Source organism: Acinetobacter colistiniresistens (assembly GCF_024582815.1).
Lineage (GTDB): Bacteria > Pseudomonadota > Gammaproteobacteria > Pseudomonadales > Moraxellaceae > Acinetobacter.
This window is the reverse complement of sequence record NZ_CP102099.1, coordinates 864,963-888,555: the sequence shown is the minus strand read 5'-3', so window position 1 is coordinate 888,555 and position 23,593 is coordinate 864,963. Positions and strand designations below refer to the sequence as shown.

25 protein-coding genes, 1 tRNA gene and 1 pseudogene are annotated in these 23,593 nt (G+C 41.3%); 11 read left to right on the top strand and 16 right to left on the bottom strand.

Annotated elements, in window-relative coordinates; genetic code table 11:
- Positions 1-169 precede the first annotated feature (169 nt).
- Complete coding sequence (locus tag NQU59_RS04200) at positions 170-871, bottom strand: M23 family metallopeptidase (protein WP_005238149.1); 702 nt, start codon at positions 869-871, stop codon at positions 170-172.
- Between the two features lie 105 nt (positions 872-976).
- Between NQU59_RS04200 and NQU59_RS04195 the strand changes: the two genes are divergently transcribed.
- Positions 977-1,417, top strand: a complete 441-nt coding sequence (locus NQU59_RS04195; RefSeq protein ID WP_005238147.1) for a DciA family protein — start codon at positions 977-979, stop codon at positions 1,415-1,417.
- A gap of 98 nt (positions 1,418-1,515) precedes the next feature.
- Here the strand turns inward: NQU59_RS04195 and lpxC are convergent, their stop codons facing one another.
- The 9 genes from lpxC to NQU59_RS04150 all read right to left on the bottom strand — a co-directional run bounded on the left by lpxC (position 1,516) and on the right by NQU59_RS04150 (position 11,523).
- The gene (gene lpxC / locus NQU59_RS04190) at positions 1,516-2,418 is read right to left on the bottom strand and encodes a UDP-3-O-acyl-N-acetylglucosamine deacetylase (protein ID WP_005238144.1); all 903 of its coding nucleotides are present in this window, start codon (positions 2,416-2,418) and stop codon (positions 1,516-1,518) included.
- Between the two features lie 111 nt (positions 2,419-2,529).
- Complete coding sequence (gene ftsZ / locus NQU59_RS04185; RefSeq protein WP_005238142.1) at positions 2,530-3,711, bottom strand: cell division protein FtsZ; 1,182 nt, start codon at positions 3,709-3,711, stop codon at positions 2,530-2,532.
- Between the two features lie 164 nt (positions 3,712-3,875).
- Positions 3,876-5,138 carry a cell division protein FtsA gene (gene ftsA / locus NQU59_RS04180; RefSeq protein WP_005238132.1) on the bottom strand — a complete coding sequence of 421 codons (1,263 nt, stop codon included), beginning with the start codon at positions 5,136-5,138 and terminating at the stop codon, positions 3,876-3,878.
- Positions 5,139-5,199: 61 nt separating this feature from the next.
- Complete coding sequence (locus tag NQU59_RS04175) at positions 5,200-6,057, bottom strand: cell division protein FtsQ/DivIB (RefSeq protein ID WP_257065168.1); 858 nt, start codon at positions 6,055-6,057, stop codon at positions 5,200-5,202.
- A gap of 7 nt (positions 6,058-6,064) precedes the next feature.
- Positions 6,065-6,991: a D-alanine--D-alanine ligase gene (locus NQU59_RS04170; RefSeq protein WP_004657145.1), complete on the bottom strand. Its 927-nt coding sequence runs from the start codon at positions 6,989-6,991 to the stop codon at positions 6,065-6,067.
- Positions 6,992-7,082: 91 nt separating this feature from the next.
- The gene (gene murC / locus NQU59_RS04165) at positions 7,083-8,534 is read right to left on the bottom strand and encodes a UDP-N-acetylmuramate--L-alanine ligase (protein WP_257065167.1); all 1,452 of its coding nucleotides are present in this window, start codon (positions 8,532-8,534) and stop codon (positions 7,083-7,085) included.
- A gap of 13 nt (positions 8,535-8,547) precedes the next feature.
- Positions 8,548-9,645 carry an undecaprenyldiphospho-muramoylpentapeptide beta-N-acetylglucosaminyltransferase gene (gene murG / locus NQU59_RS04160; RefSeq protein ID WP_257065166.1) on the bottom strand — a complete coding sequence of 366 codons (1,098 nt, stop codon included), beginning with the start codon at positions 9,643-9,645 and terminating at the stop codon, positions 8,548-8,550.
- A gap of 228 nt (positions 9,646-9,873) precedes the next feature.
- Complete coding sequence (gene gshB, locus NQU59_RS04155) at positions 9,874-10,818, bottom strand: glutathione synthase (RefSeq protein ID WP_257065165.1); 945 nt, start codon at positions 10,816-10,818, stop codon at positions 9,874-9,876.
- A gap of 225 nt (positions 10,819-11,043) precedes the next feature.
- The gene (locus NQU59_RS04150) at positions 11,044-11,523 is read right to left on the bottom strand and encodes a glutathione peroxidase (protein WP_257065164.1); all 480 of its coding nucleotides are present in this window, start codon (positions 11,521-11,523) and stop codon (positions 11,044-11,046) included.
- A gap of 182 nt (positions 11,524-11,705) precedes the next feature.
- Between NQU59_RS04150 and NQU59_RS04145 the strand changes: the two genes are divergently transcribed.
- The gene (locus NQU59_RS04145; protein WP_257065163.1) at positions 11,706-12,158 is read left to right on the top strand and encodes a MarR family winged helix-turn-helix transcriptional regulator; all 453 of its coding nucleotides are present in this window, start codon (positions 11,706-11,708) and stop codon (positions 12,156-12,158) included.
- On the top strand, positions 12,159-12,362 hold the full coding sequence (locus tag NQU59_RS04140; protein ID WP_257065162.1) for a DUF3565 domain-containing protein: 204 nt from the start codon (positions 12,159-12,161) through the stop codon (positions 12,360-12,362).
- A gap of 46 nt (positions 12,363-12,408) precedes the next feature.
- Here the strand turns inward: NQU59_RS04140 and NQU59_RS04135 are convergent.
- The 3 genes from NQU59_RS04135 to NQU59_RS04125 form a co-directional block, all read right to left on the bottom strand.
- Positions 12,409-12,484 (bottom strand) — tRNA-OTHER (locus tag NQU59_RS04135).
- Positions 12,479-12,859, bottom strand: a complete 381-nt coding sequence (locus tag NQU59_RS04130; protein ID WP_257065161.1) for a hypothetical protein — start codon at positions 12,857-12,859, stop codon at positions 12,479-12,481. The genes NQU59_RS04135 and NQU59_RS04130 overlap by 6 nt, the downstream gene beginning before the upstream one ends.
- Positions 12,838-13,791, bottom strand: coding sequence for a hypothetical protein (locus tag NQU59_RS04125; protein WP_257065160.1), 954 nt, complete (start codon positions 13,789-13,791; stop codon positions 12,838-12,840). The genes NQU59_RS04130 and NQU59_RS04125 overlap by 22 nt, the downstream gene beginning before the upstream one ends.
- A 214-nt stretch (positions 13,792-14,005) precedes the next feature.
- Between NQU59_RS04125 and NQU59_RS04120 the strand changes: the two genes are divergently transcribed.
- From NQU59_RS04120 to NQU59_RS18830, 4 genes and pseudogenes are all read left to right on the top strand, one after another.
- Positions 14,006-14,725: an SDR family oxidoreductase gene (locus tag NQU59_RS04120; protein WP_257065159.1), complete on the top strand. Its 720-nt coding sequence runs from the start codon at positions 14,006-14,008 to the stop codon at positions 14,723-14,725.
- Between the two features lie 467 nt (positions 14,726-15,192).
- Positions 15,193-15,804 carry a 2OG-Fe dioxygenase family protein gene (locus NQU59_RS04115; RefSeq protein WP_257065158.1) on the top strand — a complete coding sequence of 204 codons (612 nt, stop codon included), beginning with the start codon at positions 15,193-15,195 and terminating at the stop codon, positions 15,802-15,804.
- A gap of 120 nt (positions 15,805-15,924) precedes the next feature.
- Positions 15,925-16,236, top strand: coding sequence for a GNAT family N-acetyltransferase (locus NQU59_RS04110; protein ID WP_306436585.1), 312 nt, complete (start codon positions 15,925-15,927; stop codon positions 16,234-16,236).
- A pseudogene (locus tag NQU59_RS18830) lies at positions 16,237-17,479 on the top strand (benzoate/H(+) symporter BenE family transporter).
- A gap of 3 nt (positions 17,480-17,482) precedes the next feature.
- Here NQU59_RS18830 and pyrE read toward each other — a convergent pair.
- A complete protein-coding gene (gene pyrE, locus NQU59_RS04100) occupies positions 17,483-18,133 on the bottom strand; it encodes an orotate phosphoribosyltransferase (RefSeq protein ID WP_005209496.1) in 651 nt (216 codons plus the stop codon).
- A gap of 41 nt (positions 18,134-18,174) precedes the next feature.
- Here pyrE and NQU59_RS04095 point away from each other — a divergent pair, with 41 nt between their 5' ends.
- Both NQU59_RS04095 and NQU59_RS04090 read left to right on the top strand, forming a co-directional pair.
- Entirely contained in the window at positions 18,175-18,999 is an 825-nt protein-coding gene (locus NQU59_RS04095; protein ID WP_005270296.1) for an exodeoxyribonuclease III, read from the top strand.
- A gap of 424 nt (positions 19,000-19,423) precedes the next feature.
- Complete coding sequence (locus tag NQU59_RS04090; protein WP_257065156.1) at positions 19,424-19,774, top strand: arsenate reductase; 351 nt, start codon at positions 19,424-19,426, stop codon at positions 19,772-19,774.
- Positions 19,775-19,837: 63 nt separating this feature from the next.
- Here the strand turns inward: NQU59_RS04090 and NQU59_RS04085 are convergent, their stop codons facing one another.
- Complete coding sequence (locus tag NQU59_RS04085) at positions 19,838-20,275, bottom strand: DUF2147 domain-containing protein (RefSeq protein WP_005238113.1); 438 nt, start codon at positions 20,273-20,275, stop codon at positions 19,838-19,840.
- A gap of 205 nt (positions 20,276-20,480) precedes the next feature.
- On the opposite strand from NQU59_RS04085, the gene NQU59_RS04080 reads away from it, so the two are divergent.
- Together NQU59_RS04080 and NQU59_RS04075 are read left to right on the top strand one after the other, a co-directional pair.
- Positions 20,481-21,392, top strand: a complete 912-nt coding sequence (locus NQU59_RS04080) for an alpha/beta hydrolase (RefSeq protein ID WP_257065155.1) — start codon at positions 20,481-20,483, stop codon at positions 21,390-21,392.
- 271 nt (positions 21,393-21,663) lie between these two features.
- Positions 21,664-22,851, top strand: coding sequence for a GGDEF domain-containing protein (locus NQU59_RS04075; RefSeq protein ID WP_257065154.1), 1,188 nt, complete (start codon positions 21,664-21,666; stop codon positions 22,849-22,851).
- Between the two features lie 38 nt (positions 22,852-22,889).
- Here the strand turns inward: NQU59_RS04075 and NQU59_RS04070 are convergent, their stop codons facing one another.
- On the bottom strand, positions 22,890-23,591 hold the full coding sequence (locus NQU59_RS04070; protein ID WP_257065153.1) for a glutathione S-transferase family protein: 702 nt from the start codon (positions 23,589-23,591) through the stop codon (positions 22,890-22,892).
- Between the last annotated feature and the right edge of the window lie 2 nt (positions 23,592-23,593).

Sequence of the window (23,593 nt, the reverse complement as noted above, 5' to 3'; positions counted from 1 at the left end):
TATTTTTATCATGTTTTGCTTTACGAGGGGTATTGCCCTAGCTGAATGCAAAACGCCTTATTATTTTCTGAAAAAATAGTCATTGACCGAAATAACACAAAACACATAAAAAATCGCCAATAAAGGCGATTCTTTCTTCACATTGATATACAACTGTTAACAAATTACATTAAGGCAACATTGCTAAGTACGTTGATGGATTTTTACGTTGACCATCTTTCACGACTTCAAAATGTAAATGCGGTCCGGTACAACGACCCGTACAGCCAACATTTGCAATATGCTCACCGGCACTGACACGATCACCCGCGTTCACGATCAAACGGGAGGCATGCGCATAACGGGTGATGTAACCATTACCATGATCAATTTCAACATATTGACCATAACCTGTCCCCCAACCTGATTTAGTGACTACACCAGGGCCTGTTGCATAAATTGGCGTACCTGATGGCGCAGCGAGATCAACACCTGAATGATGACGCGTTGAACCAAGTAGTGTGCGGTTGCCCCAAGAAGAACTCACACGCCCTTCTTGTAATGGGTGACTCACCAACCAAGAATAACCTGTATTGGCAGAGAATGAAGCTGCATTATCTGGAGATGAAATCGCTGAACGACCATATTTCTTTTCGATCGAGGCGTTATTCAATTCAATGGTTTTTTCACGTAATTTAACTGACACATTCGATACGGCTGGCAAATCCATATCAGCAGAATGAGTATAAGAACCTTGAGCTAAGGTTTTAGAGAGTTGCTCTAAGCGATCATCGCCTGTAGCTTGACCGATGTTCTGGTAATCTGCGAAAGCAACCGAAGCAGCTGAAGCAGCCAACGAAAATGCGAGTAAAATACGACGCGTATGATGCATAAAAAACCTCTTGAAACCGTCCTTCAAACGTTCCTTTATCATCTCTTCCTTGATAACAGCTGAACCAAACGCTTAAGATGGACACATCACCTCCGAGGAAGTTCTATGTCTGAACCTAACAACGTTTTCCAACAGAAAGGACAACACATAAAAACTGGAAACTTAACGTTTCTGACGACGCAAGTCACACAATGGAAACAACTTACGAAAATTATTCAACCCTTGCTGCCCCAACCAGAGCAATGGCAGGTTGTTTGTTATCAACATGGTGTTTTGATCATCACTGGTGAAAATCAGGCCATGATTAGTCAACTCAGCTATTTACAAAGACACTATGTTGCGCAGTTAGCTCAGCTCGAAGGACTCAAGGAATTACGAAAAATCCAAGTTCGTTTAAGAAACAAAACAACTGCCTCTCGTGAACCCTCTCCCCCAACAAAAGCACTTACATCAGAGACCCAAGAGCTATTGCGCAGCGCCGCTGAATATGTGAGCGACCCTAAGCTTAGCCAAGCTTTGCTACGTTTGGCAAGCAATAAAAAGTAAACTACATATATTAAGTACTGGAATAAACAATCTTTTTATGTGACGAAAATCTCACATTCAATTGTTATAATATAACATAGGCAATAAAAGACAATGACTTATGTCACACTTACATAAGGAATTGGACAATCACTCTCGTTATTAAATGTTACAATTTCATAGCTGCTTGGATCATTTTGAACATTGCGCAATAACTGATTGTTCAATGCATGACCAGACTTATAGCCATCAAACTTGGCAATAATTTGATGCCCAAGTAAATATAAGTCACCGACTGCATCTAAAATTTTGTGACGAACAAACTCATCGGCAAAGCGCAAACCTTCCTCATTCACCACGCCAGTATCATCAACACCAATGGCGTTTTCCAAGCTTGCCCCTAGCGCCAGATTATTGGCCTTGAGATAATCCAAATCTTTCATAAAACCAAAAGTTCTCGCCTCACTCACTTCATAAACAAAGGTTTCGGTCGAAAAATCAATCGTGGCTGACTGATATTCTTTGGCAAAGGCAGGATGGTCGAAGTCGATGGTGAAATTCAGTTGAAAACCTAAATGCGGAGAAAAAATGGCTTTTTTATCATCAATTAAAGCCTCAACTGGCTTTAAAATGCGAATGAACTTCTTTGGCGCATCTTGCTCCGCCAACTCACCCTGCATCAGCAAATAAATAAAAGGCCCTGCACTGCCATCCATAATCGGAACTTCAGAAGCAGAAACCTCTACAATCAGATTATCAATCCCCAGTCCTGCAATAGCACTCATCACATGTTCAATGGTACCGACTTTGATATCTTCACGAACCAGATTCGAACACATGAAGGCTTCTTGAATAAGTAAAGCATTCGCAGGAATCTCTACAGAGGGATTTAAGTCGATACGGCGAAAGACAATACCTCCATCAATATGGTGTGGAACAAAATTAATCAGCACCTTTTGACCACTATGCAGACCAATCCCGCTCGCTTTCACCACACGCTTGAGAGTACGTTGTTTCAACATGCCATACCAACTTCATTTGCAAAAACCGATATAACTTAGCATATTTTGCCATTTTAAAAAAATAAAAAAGGGGGTAATTACTTACCCCCTTTCTCTAAATACATGATTTTATTATTTACGCTGTTGATTTTTCAGATAGTCTTGAATGCTCATTGGCGATGAACGTGGCGTAGAACTTGCTGTCGCAGTTGCTGGTACATCTGTATTTGCACGTTTACTGATCGCTGGCACATCATCTTCATCAACCGACTGATGTGCGGCGTGAGCAGAAGGTGCATGGGAAACCGTAGCACGTCTTTTCTGATCAACTTCACTGGCATTACGGGTTAAACCTGTTGCAATCACAGTAACACGCAACTCATCACGCGCGTCTGGATCAAATACCGTACCGTAGAAGATTTCACCTTCATCCAAATCAACGATCTGGTTGACGACATCAGTAATAATTTCTGTTTCACGCAGGGTAATATCATCACCGCCCGTGATATTAATCAATACGCCTTTTGCATTGATAATATTCACATTATCAAGCAATGGGCTACGGATTGCCTGCTCAGCAGCTTGGCGAGCACGATCTTCACCACGGCCCAAACCAGCCCCCATCATGGCATAACCACGGGTACTCATGGCGGTTTTCAAGTCAGCAAAGTCAAGGTTAATATGACCACGATTAACCACCAGGTCAAAGATACTGCGAACAGCATTCAGCAATACATCATCTGCCTTTTTATAGGCATCTTTCATTGAAATATCACCATAAACGCTGAGTAAACGCTGGTTTGGAATGATAATCAATGAATCCACATGTGCTTCTAAAGCATCAATGCCTTTTTCAGCAGACTTCTGGCGACGACGACCTTCAAAGTTGAATGGTGTAGTGACTACACCCACCGTCAAGATGCCCATTTCTTTGGCAACTTCAGCAACCACGGGTGCTGCACCGGTACCTGTACCGCCGCCCATACCTGCGGTTACGAAGACCATGTCAGTCCCTTCAAGGTGCTGACGAATCACTTCACGGCTTTCTTCCGCTGCGATTTGACCCACCTCTGGATTTGCACCCGCACCTAAACCACGCGTACTTTGTTCACCCAATTGAATTTTGAATGGGGCATTCATGCTATCCAGTGCTTGTTTATCTGTATTTGCACAAACAAACTTTACACCTTGAATATCTGATTGCGCCATGTGTTGCACGGCATTACCACCGCCACCACCAACACCAAATACTGTGAAACGGGCTTGACCGTTGCCATTGTCTAGTTCATCTTCTATAAATTCAAATGAGGCCATGACCTTTAGATTTCCTAATATTAATGGCAGTTACTTCAGCCCGTTACTGCCCTGATTTTTAAACAACTGATGTTTAGGATGCTGTTCAATAATCGCTAGCTTGTCAAGTACAGTGGCAGATTTCGAACAACTTCCTAACAAATTTTCCCAAAAATAACTACAACTTAAAAGATGGCCTTTAACTTGCTATTTAATGCATTCCAACCATTGGCAACACGATCAACAAAACTACGATCGCTTGTCTCTTCTGGTTCTTCTACCGTATCTTGCAAATCACTCTGACTAAACATCAACAAACCCGCTGCAGTTGCATACATCGAGCGACGCAAAGCCGGTAAATGTTGATCATCTGCATAGACTTGTAGCGGTGGATTACCCAAGTGTGCAGACACCCCCAACATACGACGTGCCAGATTCACCATGCCTTCAATTTGACAGGCATCTCCAGTGAGTACCACGCCATGATAGAGACCATGAATTGCACCGCTATGCTCCAACTCTTCACGAATCAGGCTAAAGATTTCTTCATAACGTGCAATGATGATTTCTGCAAGTTCAATACGACTGATGGTTTGTGTGCCATCAATCCCTTGCACTTGAATCATATGATCAGGCTTAACTACGCTCATATCCACGCAGCCATGTAAAATCTTGATGCGTTCAGCTTCTTCCGTGGTAGTCTGCAAAACAGCGGCAATATCACGGGTGACATTCTCACCACCACGCGGAAGGGTACGAGCCAAAGCCAAACGCCCATCCAGATACACAGCAATATTGGTAATACCCGCACCAATATCCACCAAGCAAACACCATATTCTTTTTCGTCTTTCAGCAGGCTGGCTTCTGCCGTTGCCAAGCAAGACACCACCATTTTCTCTACCCCGATATTGGCCCCTTTCATGGCACGATCAAGGTTTTGCATGGTGCTGATTGGCATCATCATTAGCTGATAATGCCCCGTCATGCTATGCGCAGACATATTGACTGGGTTTTGCACCCATTCAGCCGAATCACCCAACTCAAATCCTAGCGGTACGGCACTGGCCAAATAATAATCTGGCGAGACATGGCTGGCTTTAGCCAATTCTAAAGCTCTGACCACTTCATTGGTGCTAATAATATGATCGTGGTTGGCAACTGGCGTACGGCCTGAAGCATAAAAACTTTGCAATTCAGTACTTGGAATCGACACCCAAGCGCTATGAATACGGCATTCAGCCATATCCTCCGCCTCGGATACCGCATTTTTAATGGCCGCAATCACTTTGTCCAAGCTAACAATCTTGCCCTTAACCATACCTCGGTTGCGAGCAGTTGCCATGCCAATGACTTGAATCTTATCCGGTGCATGGACCTTACCAATCAAAACTGTGACTTTATGAGTCCCAATATCAATCGCAACAACTGAGGGAACAGTTTCACTCATTACTTCAATACCATATCTTTAGTGTTGTTTAGGACCACTGCCCTTTATTTTAAGCCACGTATTATGGCTTTGCCTGAATTGCCCCTGCAAGGCTTGTGTCATCAATCGTTACAACTAACTGACCGTTGACAATCTTTGGCGGAGCTGCGTTTTTCCACTGAATGGCAAGACCATTCCGGTAACGCAGATCAATTGCCGTGATTTTTGACCATACAGGTTTTAAATCCGTTTGTGCCAAATGGCTCAAGCGCTGCAGCTTGTTCATGGTTTGATCCTGATCCACAATAATCCGCAGGCCTGAATCAAACTGCATAAACCAGGTCATACGCTCGGTTAAATACAATTCTTTTAATCTCAAATTCGCTGGATGAAACAATTGATTAATTTCATTATAGCGACGCATCATCATTTTGGATTGGCTGGCTGGCCCATGTAAAAGTGGCAGATTTGGATTTGCTGTTGGCACCGCCTCACTAAATACATCACCATTGTCACTGAGCAAGCGCCCTGTTCCCCAACGTGCAATCGCATGGCGCGGCATCACCCGCACCCGAATTGCATTTGGCCATGCTCGTGACACCACCACACGATCAACCCATGACACTTTTAAGGCTTGATCGCGAATTTGTTCTAAATCTGAAGTGAAGTAGTTATCTTTAATAATTGGATTCAGATACTGAACCAGCTGCTGATTCTCGACATCAGAATTGGTCCCAACCACTTGCAACTGTGCTGCGCGAGCATCAGTCATAACTTTATATAAGCCAAACAGCCCCAGTGCCAGTACTGCAAAAGCAATGACCAGTAGCACCCAACCACCCGCATTCACCATCTTTTGTCGAGGCGAAGGCGGCTTCTCGTGAATCGAGCTAATGGCTGGCCGTGTTTTACGGCGCATCGAGGCAGGTAGTTGAGCCATAATATAGTTAAGCCGACTTTGCTAAGGTTTGCTCTAAAATCGCAACACAGAGCTGATCAAAGTTATAGCCCACTGCTTGTGCCGCTTTTGGCACCAACGAGTGACTGGTCATACCTGGAACTGTATTTACCTCTAATAACCAGAAGTTACCTTGCTCATCCTGCATTGCATCAATACGACCCCAGCCTTCTGCACCGACCGCTTGGAAAGCGCGTAAGCAAAGTGCCTGTAAGCTTTTTTCTTCTGCTTCGCTCAGACCACAAGGAATGCCATATTCCACATCATTGCGTTGATATTTGGCTTCATAGTCATAGAACGCAACATCAGCAGGTGGCTGTAAACGAATCACGGGCAAAGGCTGACCATTCAGGAATGAAATGGTGAATTCACGACCAGTGATCCATTTTTCTGCCATCACCACGGCATCGTGCTGAGTGGCTTTTTCAATCGCAGCAGCAAAATCTTCAGCTTTTTCAACTTTACTCATGCCAACGCTTGAACCTTCATGCACCGGCTTGATAATCACAGGCAAGCCCAATTCTGCAATCACAGGTTCAAGGTCCGTGTCTTTGGTAATGATACGGTAGGGTGCAGTTGGTAGATCACTGCCCTGCCAGATTTGCTTGGTTTTGACTTTGTCCATGCCAATCGCAGAACCTTGTACACCCGTACCGGTATATGGCAGGTTTAACCATTCCAATACGCCTTGGATCTGGCCATCTTCACCGCCACGACCATGCAATACGATAAAAGCACGATCATAGCCCACCAGTTCAGTCACACTACGATCTTGTGGGTCAAATGCTTCTGCCTGTACGCCCGAACGCAATAACGCCTCTAAAACGGCTTGACCACTGTCCAACGACACAGCACGCTCAGCCGACTTCCCACCAAACAACACAGCAACTTTGCCGAATTTTGCAGCATTTGACACGTTTATATCCTTAAAAAAACTTCATATATTCTATTAAATCCCTCCCCGCTTCCCTTTTCAAAGGGAGGCGTTCCCCCTTTAACAAAGGGGGTTAGGGGGATTTGGCATACAAGCGATGCTGAGCCAATTCTACCGAAATTGCACCGACGTTACCCGCGCCTTGTGTTAATAACAGGTCATTTGCTTGTAACACTTTTTGTAAAACGTTCGGTAAATTGCCTTCGACTGGATCGAGCAGAATCGGCTCAACCTCACCACGTAGACGAATACTGCGTGCTAATGCACGACTGTCAGCGCCTACGATCGGCTTTTCGCCTGCTGGATAAACCTCAAGCAATAATAATTGATCCACTTGCGATAGCACATCGACAAAGTCATCAAAACAGTCACGGGTACGGCTAAAACGGTGCGGTTGGAACAACATCACCAAACGGCGGTCTGGATGGCTGGCACGTGCCGCTTTAATAGTGGCTTCAACTTCTTTTGGATGATGGCCATAGTCATCCACCAATTTCACCAAGCCTTCACCCACTTCAAATTCACCCTGAACCTGAAAGCGACGACCCACACCACTAAAGCCTTCTAAGGCACGGCAAATCGCACCATCAGAAACGCCTTCATCGGTTGCTACACCAATCGCAGCCAATGCATTCAGGACATTATGCAAGCCCGGTTGATTGATGGTGACACGCAATGGCTCACGGTCTTTACGCAATACAGTAAAATGTGATCGCATGCCTTCTTGCTCAACATCGACCGCACGAATATCGTTGTCTTCATCAAAACCATAGGTCAAGACTGGACGACCGACACGTGGCAGAATCTCACGGATATTGGCATCATCACCACAGACCACAGCCAAACCATAGAATGGCAGGTTATGTAAGAATTGAATAAAGGTATCTTTTAACTTATCGAAGCTGCCTTCATAGGTGTCCATATGATCTGCATCGATATTGGTCACGATCGCAGCCATTGGTTGCAAATACAAGAAAGAGGCATCTGACTCATCGGCTTCTGCCACGATAAAACGGCTTTCACCGAGTGCAGCATTCACACCTGTACTATTCAGTAAACCACCAATCACATAGGTCGGATCAAGGTTTTCTTCTGCCAGCATGGTGGTCAACAAACTGGTGGTGGTGGTTTTGCCATGTGTGCCTGCAACCGCAATCCCGTGGCGATAACGCATCAATTCACCCAGCATTTCCGCACGACGGACAATCGGAGTCCGCTGTTCAATCGCTGCTTTAATCTCTGGATTTTCTGGATCAATTGCTGTCGACACTACCAACACATTAGCATTTTTAATGTTGTCAGCCGAGTGACCAATGAATACCTTAATGCCATTGGCTTCGAGTTGAGCCGTGGTTTTCGACGCTTTAATGTCTGAGCCTGAAATTTTATAACCTTGGTTACTCAATACTTCGGCAATACCGCACATCCCCGCACCGCCAATACCAACAAAGTGGATATTTTTAATACGGCGCATTTCTGGCACTTTAATCAGCTTTTTGGCTTGGCTTGGATTTGTAGGAGACATAGATAAACTCGAATTACAATTTTTTAATCAGATCAACCACATGCTGTGTTGCATTCGGTTGTGCTTGTTGACGTGCTTTAACTGCCATTTCAGACAGGAGTTGGCGATTTAATAAGGTTGCTAACAACTCATCCAAAACAGCAGGTGTCATGTCTGCTTGCTGGCAAATCTTTGCAGCACCGGCATTGGCCAAGAATTTCGCATTTGCGGTTTGGTGGTCATCCACTGCAATCGGTAAAGGAACAAAGATTGCTGCCAAACCTGCGGTTGCCACCTCCGTCACCGTTAAAGCACCGGCACGGCAGATAATCAAATCAGCTTCACTATAAGCCTTGGCCATATCCTGAATAAAAGGCTCAACCTGAATATTCAAACTGGCCGGGGCATCTTGATACAGGGCACGCGTGGCATCTTGCTTGTTTTGACCACATTGATGAAATACCTTCAGCGGCATAGTGACCTTTTTCAAGGCCTCAGGCAAACGCTCGTTCAGCGCCTGTGCACCAAGCGACCCCCCCACAATCAAAATATTCAGTGGCAGTTGTTCTTGTTCACGGGTTTGATAGCGCCAAGAAGGATTTAAAATCGCAGTGATTTCCGCACGCACCGGATTGCCGGTGGTCACGACTTTATCACTGTTTGCAAAAGTATTTGGAAATGCCTGACATACGGTCTTGGCAATACGCGCCAATTGGGTATTGGTAAAACCTGCAACCGCATTTTGCTCATGAATCAGCACAGGAATACCCAGCAAACGTGCAGCCAAGCCGCCTGGGCCTGCCACATAACCGCCAAAACCCGCCACAGCATCGATCTTGAGCTGTTTCATATAGCGTATAGCGCTTAAAGTCGCTTTTAAAATTTTAAACGGTGCACTGATTTTACGTAACAGGCCATTACCGCGGACACCTTGAATATCAATCTGGTAAATCGGAATATTTTGATCTTTGAGTAACCGATTTTCCATTCCTGTCGGAGTTGCCAGCCAAGAGACCTGACAGCCCTCTTGTTGCAGTTGTTTGGCAACAGCAAGTGCAGGAAAAACATGTCCACCTGTACCAGCGGCCATCATCATGACATGTTTAGGTTTGTTTTGTGGGGAATTGGTCACAGTCTAATTCTTCAACTCAAAAAAAGAAGGTTATCGTCTATTGTTTTCGGAAGTTATTTTAATCCTAAAGCTTCATTCACGAAAAGCGAATTTCACCTGTTTACAACAGAAAGCTTGGCTTTTTTCGATTCTTTGTTAAAAACAAGGTTCTGTCGATAGAGAAAAGCCCATTTACCTTCCAATTTCAGTGAAATGCAAATGGGCAATTTGGTCAAAAATACAACTTTTTTAGTTTTTACGACCTGCTTCGAGCACCGTGAAAAGATCATCGGCAATTGACGTCCCGAATTGTGCATCAATCTCACGGATACAGGTTGGACTGGTTACGTTAATTTCAGTCACATAATTGCCAATCACATCCAAACCCACAAAGACCAGCCCTTTTTCACGCAGGAATGGACCGACTTTTGCGGCAATCAATTTATCATTTTCAGTCAGTGGACGGGCCTGACCTAAGCCACCTGCCGCCAAGTTCCCCCGCACTTCACCATTTTGCGGAATACGTGCCAAGCAATATGGAATCGGCTCACCATTGACCATCAAGATGCGCTTATCACCTTCCACAATTTCAGGGATATAACGTTGCGCCATGATTGGACGTGTGCCCATTTCCGTAAGCATTTCCAAGGTCGAACCAATGTTCACCCCATCTTGGTATAGGCGGAAAATCCCCATACCCCCCATGCCATCCAAAGGCTTTACAATCACATCACCATGTTCTTTGATAAATTCACGAATCAGGCTTTGTTGAGAAGTCACCAAAGTTGGCACTTGTAGTTCTGGGAACTGCGTGGCAAATAACTTTTCATTACAGTCACGTAGCGATTGTGGCTTGTTGATAATCCACACCCCTTCACGCTCGGCTTGTTCCAAAATATAAGTGGTATAGACAAAGTTCATGTCGAACGGTGGGTCTTTACGCATCAACACCACATCGTAATCCGCCAACGACTCTTTGCGTTTTTCGCCTAGCTCATAGTAATGGTTATAGTCTTCAAATACTTTCAGCGGTGAGATCAGGCCAAAGGCTTTGCCTTGGTCGATATATAAATCGTGTTGTAATGCATAACCCAATTCATGTCCGCGACGGCTGGCCGCCCATAACATCGCCATGGTTGAATCTTTTTTAAGATTCACAGTTTCAATCGGGTCCATCACCACCAGTACACGCATATTCTGACGCTCGTATTTTTAATCTTGGCAAAAAGTATAGCGAAGTTTGCGGTCAATCGTGAAACAACTTGTATAAATCTTAAAGATTAAAAAATCTATTTTGTTCAATTAATTACAACATATTAAAAATATTCAGCTTTATGATTTAATTTGTTTCGGAAGAGGAAATCACCAGTGGATGCATCGTAGACCAGTTATTTCCATCTTCCTCATTTTCTAGGCTATTTATCGCAAAAGCTTTTGAATATCTTTGGCAATTTTTTCAGGTTTGGTGATTGGGGCGTAGCGTTTAACCACTTCACCGTTTTGATTAATCAGAAATTTGGTGAAGTTCCATTTAATACTGCTGCCTAATAAACCTTTGGCTTCAGAAGTGAGGTATTGATATAAGGGATGTGCGGTTGGGCCATTCACATCAACCTTGGCAAACATCGGAAACGATACGCCATAGTTACGCTGACAGAAGCTGCCGATTTCTTCATTGCTGGATGGATCTTGGTTGGCAAATTGGTTACATGGAAAACCAAGAATCACGAGCCCTTGTTGTTGATAGTCCTGATATAGCTTTTCCAAGCCTTCAAATTGTGGCGTTAGACCACACTGGCTTGCGGTATTCACCACCAATAAAACTTTGCCTTGGTAATCTGCAAGTTTCTTTTGTTCGCCTTCTAACAGTTCAGCCTGAAAATCATAAATCTTGCTCATAGGTGCTCTCTCTTCTATCTATCCAATGGTGGATGTACTCAAAATCGTTTACTGAATCATTCAGCTCGTTTACTTAATATTGCACACAATTATCTTGTGCACAAGTTTATTATGCACAATGTACTTTTTGAGCAACCCAATTTATACTGAATGTTCAACAACCGAGTCGAGGACAGATCATCATGGCTGACGTTTCATTTTTGGATAACCAAGTGTGTTTTGCCATGTATTCCGCGACCAATGCGATGATTCGCCAGTATCGCCCTTTGCTGCAGGAATATGATCTGACCTATCCGCAATTTATTGTATTGCTGGCTTTGTATGAGCAAGACAATGTGATGTTGTCTGAGATTGGACAAAAGACTTTTTTTGATTCTGGAACGCTGACACCAATTATTAAAAAACTCGAAGAAAAGCAGTTTTTAAAGCGTGTTGCGGTCAAAGAAGATGAGCGGATGAAAAAAGTGATCTTGCTGGAAAAAGCGCTGGCGTCAAAAGATGACATTACCCTGATCCCGTTTAAACTCGCCTGCTCATTGGATATGGACCCGAATGATCTGCTGGCGATTCATAACTTATGCCATCGTTTTTTAAAGGGTTTGGAACAATCTAAACTCGAGTCTCTGGAAAATTAAATGCAGCAAGCCATTGTCGGTTTTCATCTCGATGAGGAAGGACATTGGGTTGCTGATCTCGCCTGTGGGCATGGGCAACATGTGCGTCATAGCCCGCCTTGGCAGAATCGCCCTTGGGTGTTAACCGAGCAAGGGCGGAATGAGAAATTAGGGGTGATGTTGGAATGTAAGAAGTGTGAGGAAGCTTTCAACACCCCACATTAATTACAATAAATAAAACAATAACATAGTTAAAAATATCAAAGAATGATGGATAGGTGCAGGGCTCGAACCTGCGTCCATTCGGATAAGAGAGCCGAACGTTCTACCACTGAACTAACCTACCCTTTACCTGAAAAAAATTTATTTCTTTTTAATATACTAGCTAAAAATGGACTACTAATTTCTACACCATGGACCAATTCAGGTGTTGTCTTAAACTGTACAGTAGAATGTGATTTAGGTGCAATCCAACCAGATTTTTCTGGATCTAAATTAACTTTTAAGCACTGAACTATAATATCATCTTTTGTACAAACAACACGTCCCTGCAAAACCTCCCATGGTAAAGGAAGTTCATTCCAAACATAGGTATCAGGGTCCAGAGTCCCTTTTGACTCTAAATGCCATGCCGCTATATCTCCAGCCATTAACCGTAATACCTTACCTATACATATATTTTCTAATATTATTTCCAAACCTAAAGCATATATAAGATGCATCCATTGATCACGAGCTTTATTCCAAGCCCCAGCTGCATGGTTCCATGTTGAAGAATCATTTCCTTTTTCACAATCATAGTTTGCCTATTAATATTATTTTTCAACCATAGATCATGTAAAAAATTAGAAATTTCCTCAAGGATACATGTCCAACGCCCTAGAAGTAACCCTTTCTGCTCTTCAGTTAGATGACTTGTAACAAAGTCAGAAATATAAACATGAGAAATGGCCCACCAATTGGTAGTAATTGGACAATTTAAACGACACCTAGTTAAAAGCATTTCACAAATTTCATCAAATGGACGTTCCTGGGACGTATTAGTGAATACACTACGTAAATTACAACGTGCTGTATAATAAGCAATAAAACATGCGCTATCAGCATCCTGAGCAAACTCACTATAAGAAAGGTGATGGGCTAATCCATGCTTTGCAATTTTTTCAAACTCCAGTTTATGTAATTCTTTCTGAAGTTTTTTTTGCTTCTCTTCGATACGTTTTAACAATCTCCATCGTTTATTATATTGCCGCTTTGAAAGCTGTATATTCGATTTCTTCCTTTCATTTTTATTTAATCTATCGCGAATAAAATTATTACTCCCAATTTCTTTTTTTACCAGCATCTCTATTTCTTCTAGAGCAGATTGGATCTCTCCAACATCACAATAATCAAAATTTGTATATAACGACACATCAAAAAGCTCACTAGCTTTTAAAAGCTGTTTTTCTGCTCCCACTATTTTTCTAAAATCTTCCGGCATTGATGTATAGGGAATATGTCTACGTACTAAAGCATGCTGTGCGGCTTTTTCTAAAATTATACGTTCTCGAACGCTATAGTGATCTGACATATAGTTTTTGATCACTTCTGCAATATCTTCTGGACGCTTTCTCTCACTTAAAGATTGATATAAATTTTTAATATAATCCATACTTTTATTGTCCATCAAACAGCTTCTTTCAAAACATTAAGAAGTGAAAGTAATTTAGGTTAAATCTAAAAATTTAAAATCTTCCAGAATCTAACATACTACAACCCAACTGTTTAAACACCTTTGAGTCACGCCATACAAATAACTCTATTGACCTCAAGCCAACTTGAGCTTTTATAGTTACTTTTTTAATCCAAAAAGTACGGATAGATGGATGGATAACTCAAATAAAACGTTTCTCATATACGGCGTCAGCAAAGGTCTAGGCAAAGCCATTGTTCAAGCTGTACCAAAGCCAACAGATACCATCTATGGTGTCTCTCGCACACAACCACAAGAAATTCCGAACGTAAACTGGATTTGTGCTGATCTGTCCAAACCAGAGCAGGCTGTAAGCGATGTAAAAACAACAATTGGACAGCAAAAAATTGATGTACTGATTTATAACGTTGGTATTTGGGAACAACAGGCTTTTAGCAACAACTATAATTTTGAAAATGTTTCTGCTGCTGAAATCAACCAAATCATTCATACCAATATCAGCACCTGTATCCTGTCGATTCAATCTCTTATTGAAAATCTAAAACTCTCAGATAATGCCAAAATTATTCTGATCGGTTCCACTTGGGGTGTTGATAATCATAACGGTAAAGAACTTGTTTTCTCCGCTACCAAATTTGCTCTAAGGGGCATTGCACAATCACTACGAGAAATCTTACGTGAACACCTGATTGGGGTCAGTGTACTGAACTTGGGCTATCTGGCCAGTGAATATGAGATTGATAAACCTACTCAAGATGTTTTAGAAGAAACTAAATTCTCTCTTATTCCATTATCCGATGTGATTCAGGCGATTCATTTTATTCTTTCAACCACGAAGGCAAGCTGTGTTAAAGAAATCTTGATGCCTGCGATGTTGGATCAGAATGTTTAAGTTTAAATTTCACATTATTAATCACAAAAAATCAGCAAAAACTTTGACACTCCATACAAAAACATATTAATCAATTATTCTCAACAAAAATGCCAAAATAAATAAATATTAATTTTTTTATTTTTTAACAAAAAGAAAATATAATATATTGTTATTCATGAAAAATAAAAAATTAAATTTTTCAAAAAAGACCCAAAATGACAACAAAAAGATTTATGTGTAAAAAACAAATAGAAAAACCAACCACTTGATAAAATAAATTTTACATAGCCATTAAAATATATAATATTGAAACGAATTAACAACCAGCCAAAAAGCGAAAAAAATAATGCTATCAATTGAATCAACAGAAAAGAGAAAGTTATTAATGAAATAAAAGAATTTGGCTTTTCTAATGTAACAGGAAAATCATTTTCACTTTCAGGAGGTTTTTTGAGTTCATTGAATTTAGTCAAAGTTGGGAAAATATGCCAGAGGATATCTATTTTGGGCAAAAAGATTCAGGACGACGATTCAGAAGATATAGTGACTTTGACTATAACCCTGTCACAAAACAAATTAGCCAACTTGAGCATAGGCCATACCATCAATCTACAGAATTAAATAAATATGTAGGGGGAAAAGATAGACATTTTGGAGATTTCGAGACCGAAATAATACAACATCCTATTTTAAAGCAACTAATTGATATTAATTTTGAAATTTTCTCTGGCTTATTAGATGAAAACCTAAAGAAAGAAATTTGGCAATGCCAAATCCATCAAATAAGAATTGAAATATATAAAAACAAAACTTTAGAAATCACACCAGAAGGTATCCATTCAGATGGCTATCCCTACAGTGGTGTACATTTCTGGGGAAGAGAAAACGTTAATGGTGCGGAAAGTCAACTGTTTGACAAGGATAAAAATCAATTAGCAGCAACCACTTATAGTCAAATATTAGATACGACTTTTTTCCTAGATAAAGAAATGCTTCACTACGTAACACCAACAACTGCTACACAGGAAAATGCATATCGCCAAATTATTGCTGTTTCATTTTCTCGACCGGGGACCGATTATGCCACCAAAATCTAAGGAAGATAATTTTAAATATCATTTAGGAAAAACAATGCCTCCCCAAGATATTGTAAATTTTTTTAGTCATCATTCAGAAGTATCGTTTGTATCCCAAAGTTCTATAGATAAATTTAAAAAATTATACAAGAGCCTAATACTATTATTGTTACAGCAAGTAATGAGTTTAATCAAATAGTAGCTATCCTAATCGGTGGAACTTTGGGAACCCGAGCTACAATAAATCATGTCGCTATCAATAATGCTTATCGAAGATATGGTATAGGAACAGTATTAGTCAATAAATTTGAGATAGAGCTTCGAAATAGAGGTATAGCACGTTACTTTCTGTTTGTAGAAAAGAATAATGCTATTGCAAATAAGTTTTGGGAAAAAATGAACTTTTACACAACTTCTAACGCAGAAGTAACTTACGAAAAAAATTTGTTCTAGATGAATATTAAAAGCTTTATCGAAGATTTTTCAGTTTCCGCGTTTGCAGCTGGTTTCACTACAGTCCTTGTGGGTGTGACCAGCTCGATTATTATCGTCTTTCAAGCAGCTACTGCTTTAGGAGCGAATTCAGCAGAAATTGCATCATGGATTTGGGCACTTGGTTTAACACTCGGATTATCAAGTATAGTTCTATCCCTTTATTATAAGATTCCACTCATTGCCGCTTGGTCTACACCTGGTGCAGCATATTTAGCAATTAATGGCCATCAGGTCACCTTAAATGAAGCTGTCGGAGCATTTATAATAAGTGGCCTACTAATTACAATAGCTGGATTTTCATCATTATTTAAAAAATAATTAGCCACATCCCTACTACAATTACATCAGCTATGCTAGCTGGAATATTACTTCCTTTCTGTTTAAAAATAATTGAAATGTATTCAAAAAATACCAGTTTAATCATAGCAATGACTATTTCATACTTTTTAAGCAAAGTATTCGTTCCAAGATATAGCATATTAACAACATTAACTATAGGCGTTTTTTTACCCTTTACCAAGGAGGTCTAAACAATATACCAATATCATTTGAATTAGCACAGCCTATATTTATTAATCCAATTTTCAACCTTCATTCTATTTGGAATATCGCTATTCCACTTTTCATTATCACAATGGTTTCTCAAAATCTAGTTGGAGTCTCCATAATCAAATCATTTGGTTATCCTTGCCCTACAAATCAAGCCGTTGGAATAACTGGTTTTTTCAATACCATTTTTGCACCGTTTGGGGCATTTTCAACAAATTTAGCTGCTATAAGTGCTGCATTATGCTTAAGCCCTGATGTACATGAAGATAAAAGTAAACGCTACATCGCTTCTGTTATTGCAGGCTTTTTTTACGTCTTGGTTGGTATTTTAGGTGCTACCATAACATCATTGTTATTTTTATTTCCTAAAGAATTCGTGATCACATTAGCTGGTTTAGCGTTATTATCAACACTTATAAATAGTTTCTTAGATGCTTTTAGTGTAAAAGGCGAACAAGAACCAGCAATACTCACTTTTCTAATTACAATATCTGATATAAAAATTTTTGGAATAAATTCAATTATATTAGGGCTGCTTTTTGGAATGGTCTTATATTTTATTTTAAGAAAAAAGCAGCAATTTATAAAAAAATTAAACTTAGGCCCTTATAATAAAAAAGGAAGCCTCAGCTTCCTTTTCGTTCACATCTAAAACTTAGATGCCGTATTTTTCACGATAAGCCTGCATATTAGCCAAAGCGTCTTTTTCGCCTTTCGCATCCAGATAATCCATCAAATCTTTCATGGTAATGAGAGCATGAACTGGAATTTCGAGTTCTTTTTGCACTTCCTGAATCGCAGAAAGCTCACCTTGACCACGTTCTTGACGATCTAGCGCAACCAATACCCCAGCAATTTCAGCACCTGCATTTTTCAAGATGGTGACCACTTCACGAATTGCCGTTCCCGCAGTGATCACATCATCAATGATCCAAACTTTTTGACCTGCAACCGATGCACCCACCAACACACCACCTTCACCATGATCTTTAGCTTCTTTACGGTTAAAGCCCCACGGTACGCTTTTGCCATGCACTTGAGACAACGCCACCGCTGTTGCTGCGACAAAAGGAATCCCTTTATACGCTGGGCCAAAGATCACACCAACATTGTCACACTGCACCAGTTTATCGGCATAGCCTTGCGCTAACAACGACAGTGCTTCACCATCGTTTAACAAACCTGCGTTAAAGAAATAAGGACTGACACGGCCTGATTTTAAGGTAAACTCACCAAATTTAAGCACTCCACGTGATAATGCGAGTTCGATAAAAGCTTGCGGATGAAATGACACAGGCGTTGTCATATAAAGTGCTCCAAATTCTTCAATTGAGGTTAAACAGACGTATGATACCAAAGGATAGCTATCCAAGTGATGTAAAAATTCTTCGAGTCGTTTCAATTAACGTAAATGGCTTGCGCTCATCAGTCACCAAAGGCCTGCTCGAATGGTTAGAACAGTCAGGTGCCGATGTGGTATGTATGCAGGAAAGCCGCATCACCCATGAGCAATGGACCGATAAATTTAAACCTGAAGGCTGGTATACCCATCTGTTCCCTGCTGAACGTGCAGGCTATGCAGGTACGGCGATTTATAGTCGTCTGCCATTCGTATCGGTAAAAGATGGTTTAGGCTTTGAACTCGCTGATTCTCAGGGCCGTTTTATTACTGCTGAATTTGATTTAGGTCTGTCACAAACTGTTCATATTGCCTCGTTATACTTGCCATCAGGATCAAGCGGTGACGAAGCGCAAGCACGCAAAGACGTGTTTTTACAAGAATACGCCAAAATACTCAAACAGTGGCGAGATGAAAATAAATCAATCATTGTCTGCGGGGACTACAATATCGTGCATAAACGCATCGATATTAAAAACTGGTCAGGTAACCAGAAATCATCTGGCGTATTGCCACATGAACGTGCTTGGCTCGATCATATCTATGATGAGTTGGGTTATGTGGATACCTTCCGCGAAGTTCGCCCTGAAGCAGAATTGTATTCATGGTGGTCAAATCGCGGTCAAGCGCGTGCAAAAAATGTTGGGTGGCGTATCGACTACCAAGCCTGCTCTCCAGACTGGAAAGCACGTACAACAAATGCGTGGGTGTATAAAGAACAATGGTTTAGCGACCATGCACCGGTAATTATCGACTATAAAATACACGAATAAGTGAACACTTGTTCACTTAGGTCGCTTCTTTAGCTTACAGAACTTGTCGCTTTTGTATATTTTTATTTCACAGCTAGAACGGCATTATAGCTTCACGGCACAAGGAAGCGGTCAGGATGACCAAAAAGGGATAGGAAGCCGTAGGAAGATAAAATAAACTTAGATTAAGTTTATTTGCATGGATGAGACAATGGACGTTGAAATGAGACCCGCATAATCAGGAAGATTATATGCGGGTTTTCTCTTTTCTAGAACTTCGTTTTCTTTGTTTGACCTGTCTGAAGCATGTGTAATCAAAGCATATTATCATTTCTATTTCATAATCAGGGCCGATCAACCTAATCAAAAATTTCAACTGGTACACTCCCCTACTTTTACGTTAGGCTTTGAGCCATCTCTTTTATTGTTTTCTATGGTTTTTCACATGTTTAAAATTTATGGCATTAAAAATTGTAATTCGATGAAGAAAGCCTTTGATGCATTACAAGCCAAAGGTATCAATTACGAATTTCATGATTACAAAAAACAAGGTATTGATGCAGAAACTTTGGCGATTTGGCTGAAAGAGATCGGTGCAGACAAAGTACTGAATAAAAAAGGCACTACTTGGCGCAAATTAAGCGCAGATCAGCAAACACATGCGACCAGTAATGAGCAGAACCTGATTGAAACCCTGATCGCGCAGCCTAGCCTGATCAAGCGCCCAGTGCTGCAAACACCACAAGGTTTTGTGATTGGCTTTGATGAAGTCGTCTATCAGGATTTATCTGCCTAAACACCATCTTACAATAATAAAAAACCGAGTCTCACGACTCGGTTTTTTATTATTCAATCTTGCTTAGTTGGTGCGAATCCAAGTCTGGTTACGACCTAAAGCCGCAACACCAATATAGCCACGTAATTTCAGCTTCTTGCCACCTTCTAGGATTTCAGCCTTTAATCGATAGGTTTTACCGTTTTTAGGATCAATAATCGAACCATTGTCATAGCTTGTCCCGCCGACATTTTTAAGACCATGTACAATGGTTAAACCTTTCAATGGCTTATTGTGATAGGTTCCTTCACATTTAGAGCAGGCATTTTCCTGATCTGCAACTAAATATTTTTGAATAGATGCAGTCAGTGTTCCATCCTTTTGTTCCGTAAATTTCACGATTGCCTTTGGCTGCTTTGTTTCATCATCAATCGTCTGCCAAACACTGCCGTTCAGCGCATCTGCCGCATTGGCAAAAGTTGTTAAACCAAGCAATCCAAATGCTAAAGCAATTTTCTTCATTTTTGTAATATCCTTAAGGGGTCTTTCAAACTCAGAGTATTGAGAACTTCGATCAATATTGCAATTCTTGATTATGACTATTTGGTATAACCTGAGTAAGGGTGACGTAGCGCACAATTTTTTCAGTTTTTATCGTAACGCTTAGGCATCGCTTATCTTCAAGAATATTCTTATTCCGATACTGATCTAACAATATGGAAAAATTATGAAACTTGCTACTGTTTGGAAATATTATTTTACTGAATCTCTACTTAAAGCGGCAATCCGGACACCAAGTCAATTTAACTTGGCTCCCAATGCTTTACGTCCTCTTCTGGATCAACTGTGTCGCGTATTTCCACACGATCCGACGGTACAAATCCGTTCAATACGTCTGGCAGGTGTACGCGGTGAGGAAATTAAGGCGCAAGCTACGGCAACTCAGCTGATTTTCCATATCCATGGCGGCGCGTTCTTCTTAGGGAGTTTAAATACCCATCGTGCCTTGATGACCGATATCGCCGCACGTACCCAGATGCAAGTCATTCATGTTGATTATCCTCTTGCGCCCGAGCATCCCTTTCCTGAAGCCATTGATGCGATTTTTGATGTTTATCAAGCCTTGCTGGTACAAGGCATTAAACCAAAAGATATTATTATTTCAGGTGATTCTTGTGGTGCCAATCTGGCTTTGGCCTTATGTTTACGTCTCAAACAGCAGCCAGGGTTGATGCCAAGTGGCCTGATTCTAATGTCACCTTATCTTGATCTGACCTTGACCAGCGAATCGCTACGTTTTAACCAGAAACATGATGCACTGCTGTCAATCGAAGCCTTGCAAGCCGGCATCAATCATTATCTGACGGATAGTATCCAAGCCGATGATCCACGTGTTTCACCACTCTTTGATGATTTAACAGGACTGCCGCCCACTTTGGTGCAAGTCGGCTCTAAAGAAATCCTATTAGATGATTCAAAACGCTTTAGAGAAAAAGCCGTGCAAGCCGATGTCGATGTCAGCTTCAAACTGTATACGGGCATGTGGCATAACTTCCAGATGTTTAATGCATGGTTCCCTGAAGCAAAACAGGCTCTGGCTGATATTGCTGAATTTGCTCATGCACTTGATCGGGATTGATTAAAATAAAATCGTGTGAAAAATGGTCAGCTATGTCTGACCATTGTCACTGTTAATTCAATTTTGTCATTAGAAAATAAAAATGATTGGATATTTAGATCATAGCCTATTTTTTGAGGCATTTTTCCCGTCCTGATTTGCACTAAAACCTGACCACCCGACTTTTTTCTCATTCTAAAGATGCTATTGTTATTTCAATAATCATTGTTCGATATTTTGAGGACAAATCTACAGTTGCTGGGAATCTCATTGCATAAAAGGATGCATGCCAATGGTCAAGATTCGTTTTAATCGGTCAACTGACACAAAAAGATGGGGCTTTCGGCTTTCTTGGGAACATCATATTGTCGTCAATTGGACCATACTCAAAAAAAGTATTTTATTACTGATACTTGCCGCTTTTATGAATCTGTTCTGGATCAGCTGGGACATTTTTGTCTTGCTCAATCCACAGTATTCAGAATGGGTACATTTGAATCTGGTACGTTCGCAATTATCGACCAGTCTGCTTATGCTGGGCATTCTGTTGTTGCTGATCATTCCTTGCCATATTTTTAGAGAACAACTTTGGGCACAAAGCTTTTTACCAATTCTCAGCGTACAGATTTTTACTGCGATGCTCTGCCATAACAGCTATTTAGTCGGAAGCTTTAGTCCGGCAACAATGGTGGGTTATGTCAGTGTTGTGGGTGTGGGCTTAGTACTGTTTGACCGTAGAATGGTGTATTGTGCGCTCATTCCAGCAACACTGGCGCTACTGTTCTGTAATTATTTAAGCATGATTGGGGTTCTAAGCTACGCACCGCTGTTTAACATGCAACATCTTAATCAAGTTCCCATGCACCCGTTTTGGGTCGGTAGCATGATGTTTTTCTTATTGCCGATCATGTTGGCCTGTTTGTTTCTGTTTGAAATTTTGCTGACACAATGGCGAAAACGGGAAATGACCATTCAGATCCTCAGCCGTCTGGATCCGTTAACCAATGTGTTCAATCGACGCAGTATCGACAGCTATTTAGAGAAATTACATCAGCAGCCTGATCCCTTATATTCAATTATCCTGCTCGATCTGGATCATTTTAAAAGTATTAATGATCACTTCGGCCACAGCATGGGGGATCAAGTCTTGGTGCAAGTGGCCAGATGTCTCACCCATAATCTGCGTGATCAAGATGTAATTGGTCGTTTTGGCGGAGAAGAATTCATTCTGATACTGCCCAACACCACCACGGCACAAGCACACAATGTGGCAGAACGTTGTCGTCTTGCAATAACACAGCTAGATTTTATCACCGAGCAAAAACAGCAATTTGTCATCAGCGCCAGTTTTGGCATCAGCAGTTCACTCAGTGCCGATGCACCTCACCTGATTATCAGCCAAGCCGATCAGGCGCTGTATGCGGTCAAAGCCGCTGGCCGCAATCAGGTGAGAATTTTTACGGATCTGATCAGCAGTTAACAGCATGAAGGCTTTGCTACGCCTTTATGGTCCAAGCGCTATTCACCTTTCAAAAATTCTTCACGGTGTTGACGATAGGGCTCATCAAAAGGCACGAACATCTGTTCTTGTTTGGCTTCTGCAATCCATTGCTGTACTGATGCCAAAGACAAGATTTTTTGCGCATAGGCTTGGCTAGATGCGGAAAGTGGCAGTTGATAACATTCAAAACGCATCACCACAGGTGCATAAAAGGCATCTGCGATACTAAACGCATCACCACATAAAAAACCGTCTGCATTCGGACGTTGTGACCAGATCTGGTCAATCCGCGCCACATCGGTGCGCAACTGCGCATGTTCTGCCCAAAGCTGTTTGCCGATATGCGTCAGATCAGCTTCTACATTCATCGGACACAAATTGCGTAAGCTTTGAAAGCTACTATGCATTTCTGCACTGATACAACGCGCCCGTGCACGTAAGGCTTTTTCTTGTGGCCACAGGTCAAGTTCAGGATGCTGCTCGGCAATATATTCACAAATCGCCAGACTGTCCCACACCATAAGCTCACCATTCAGCAATGCAGGAACTTTGCCTGTCGGGTTCAGCTTTAAAATCTCTGTTTTAAATTGACTATCTGCTTCAAAGCTATCGAACTGAATCACATGCTCCTGAAAGGAAATCCCCGCTTGTGTGAATAAAATCCACGGACGCATCGACCAGGTTGAATAGTTTTTATTACCAATAAAGAGCTGATACATTG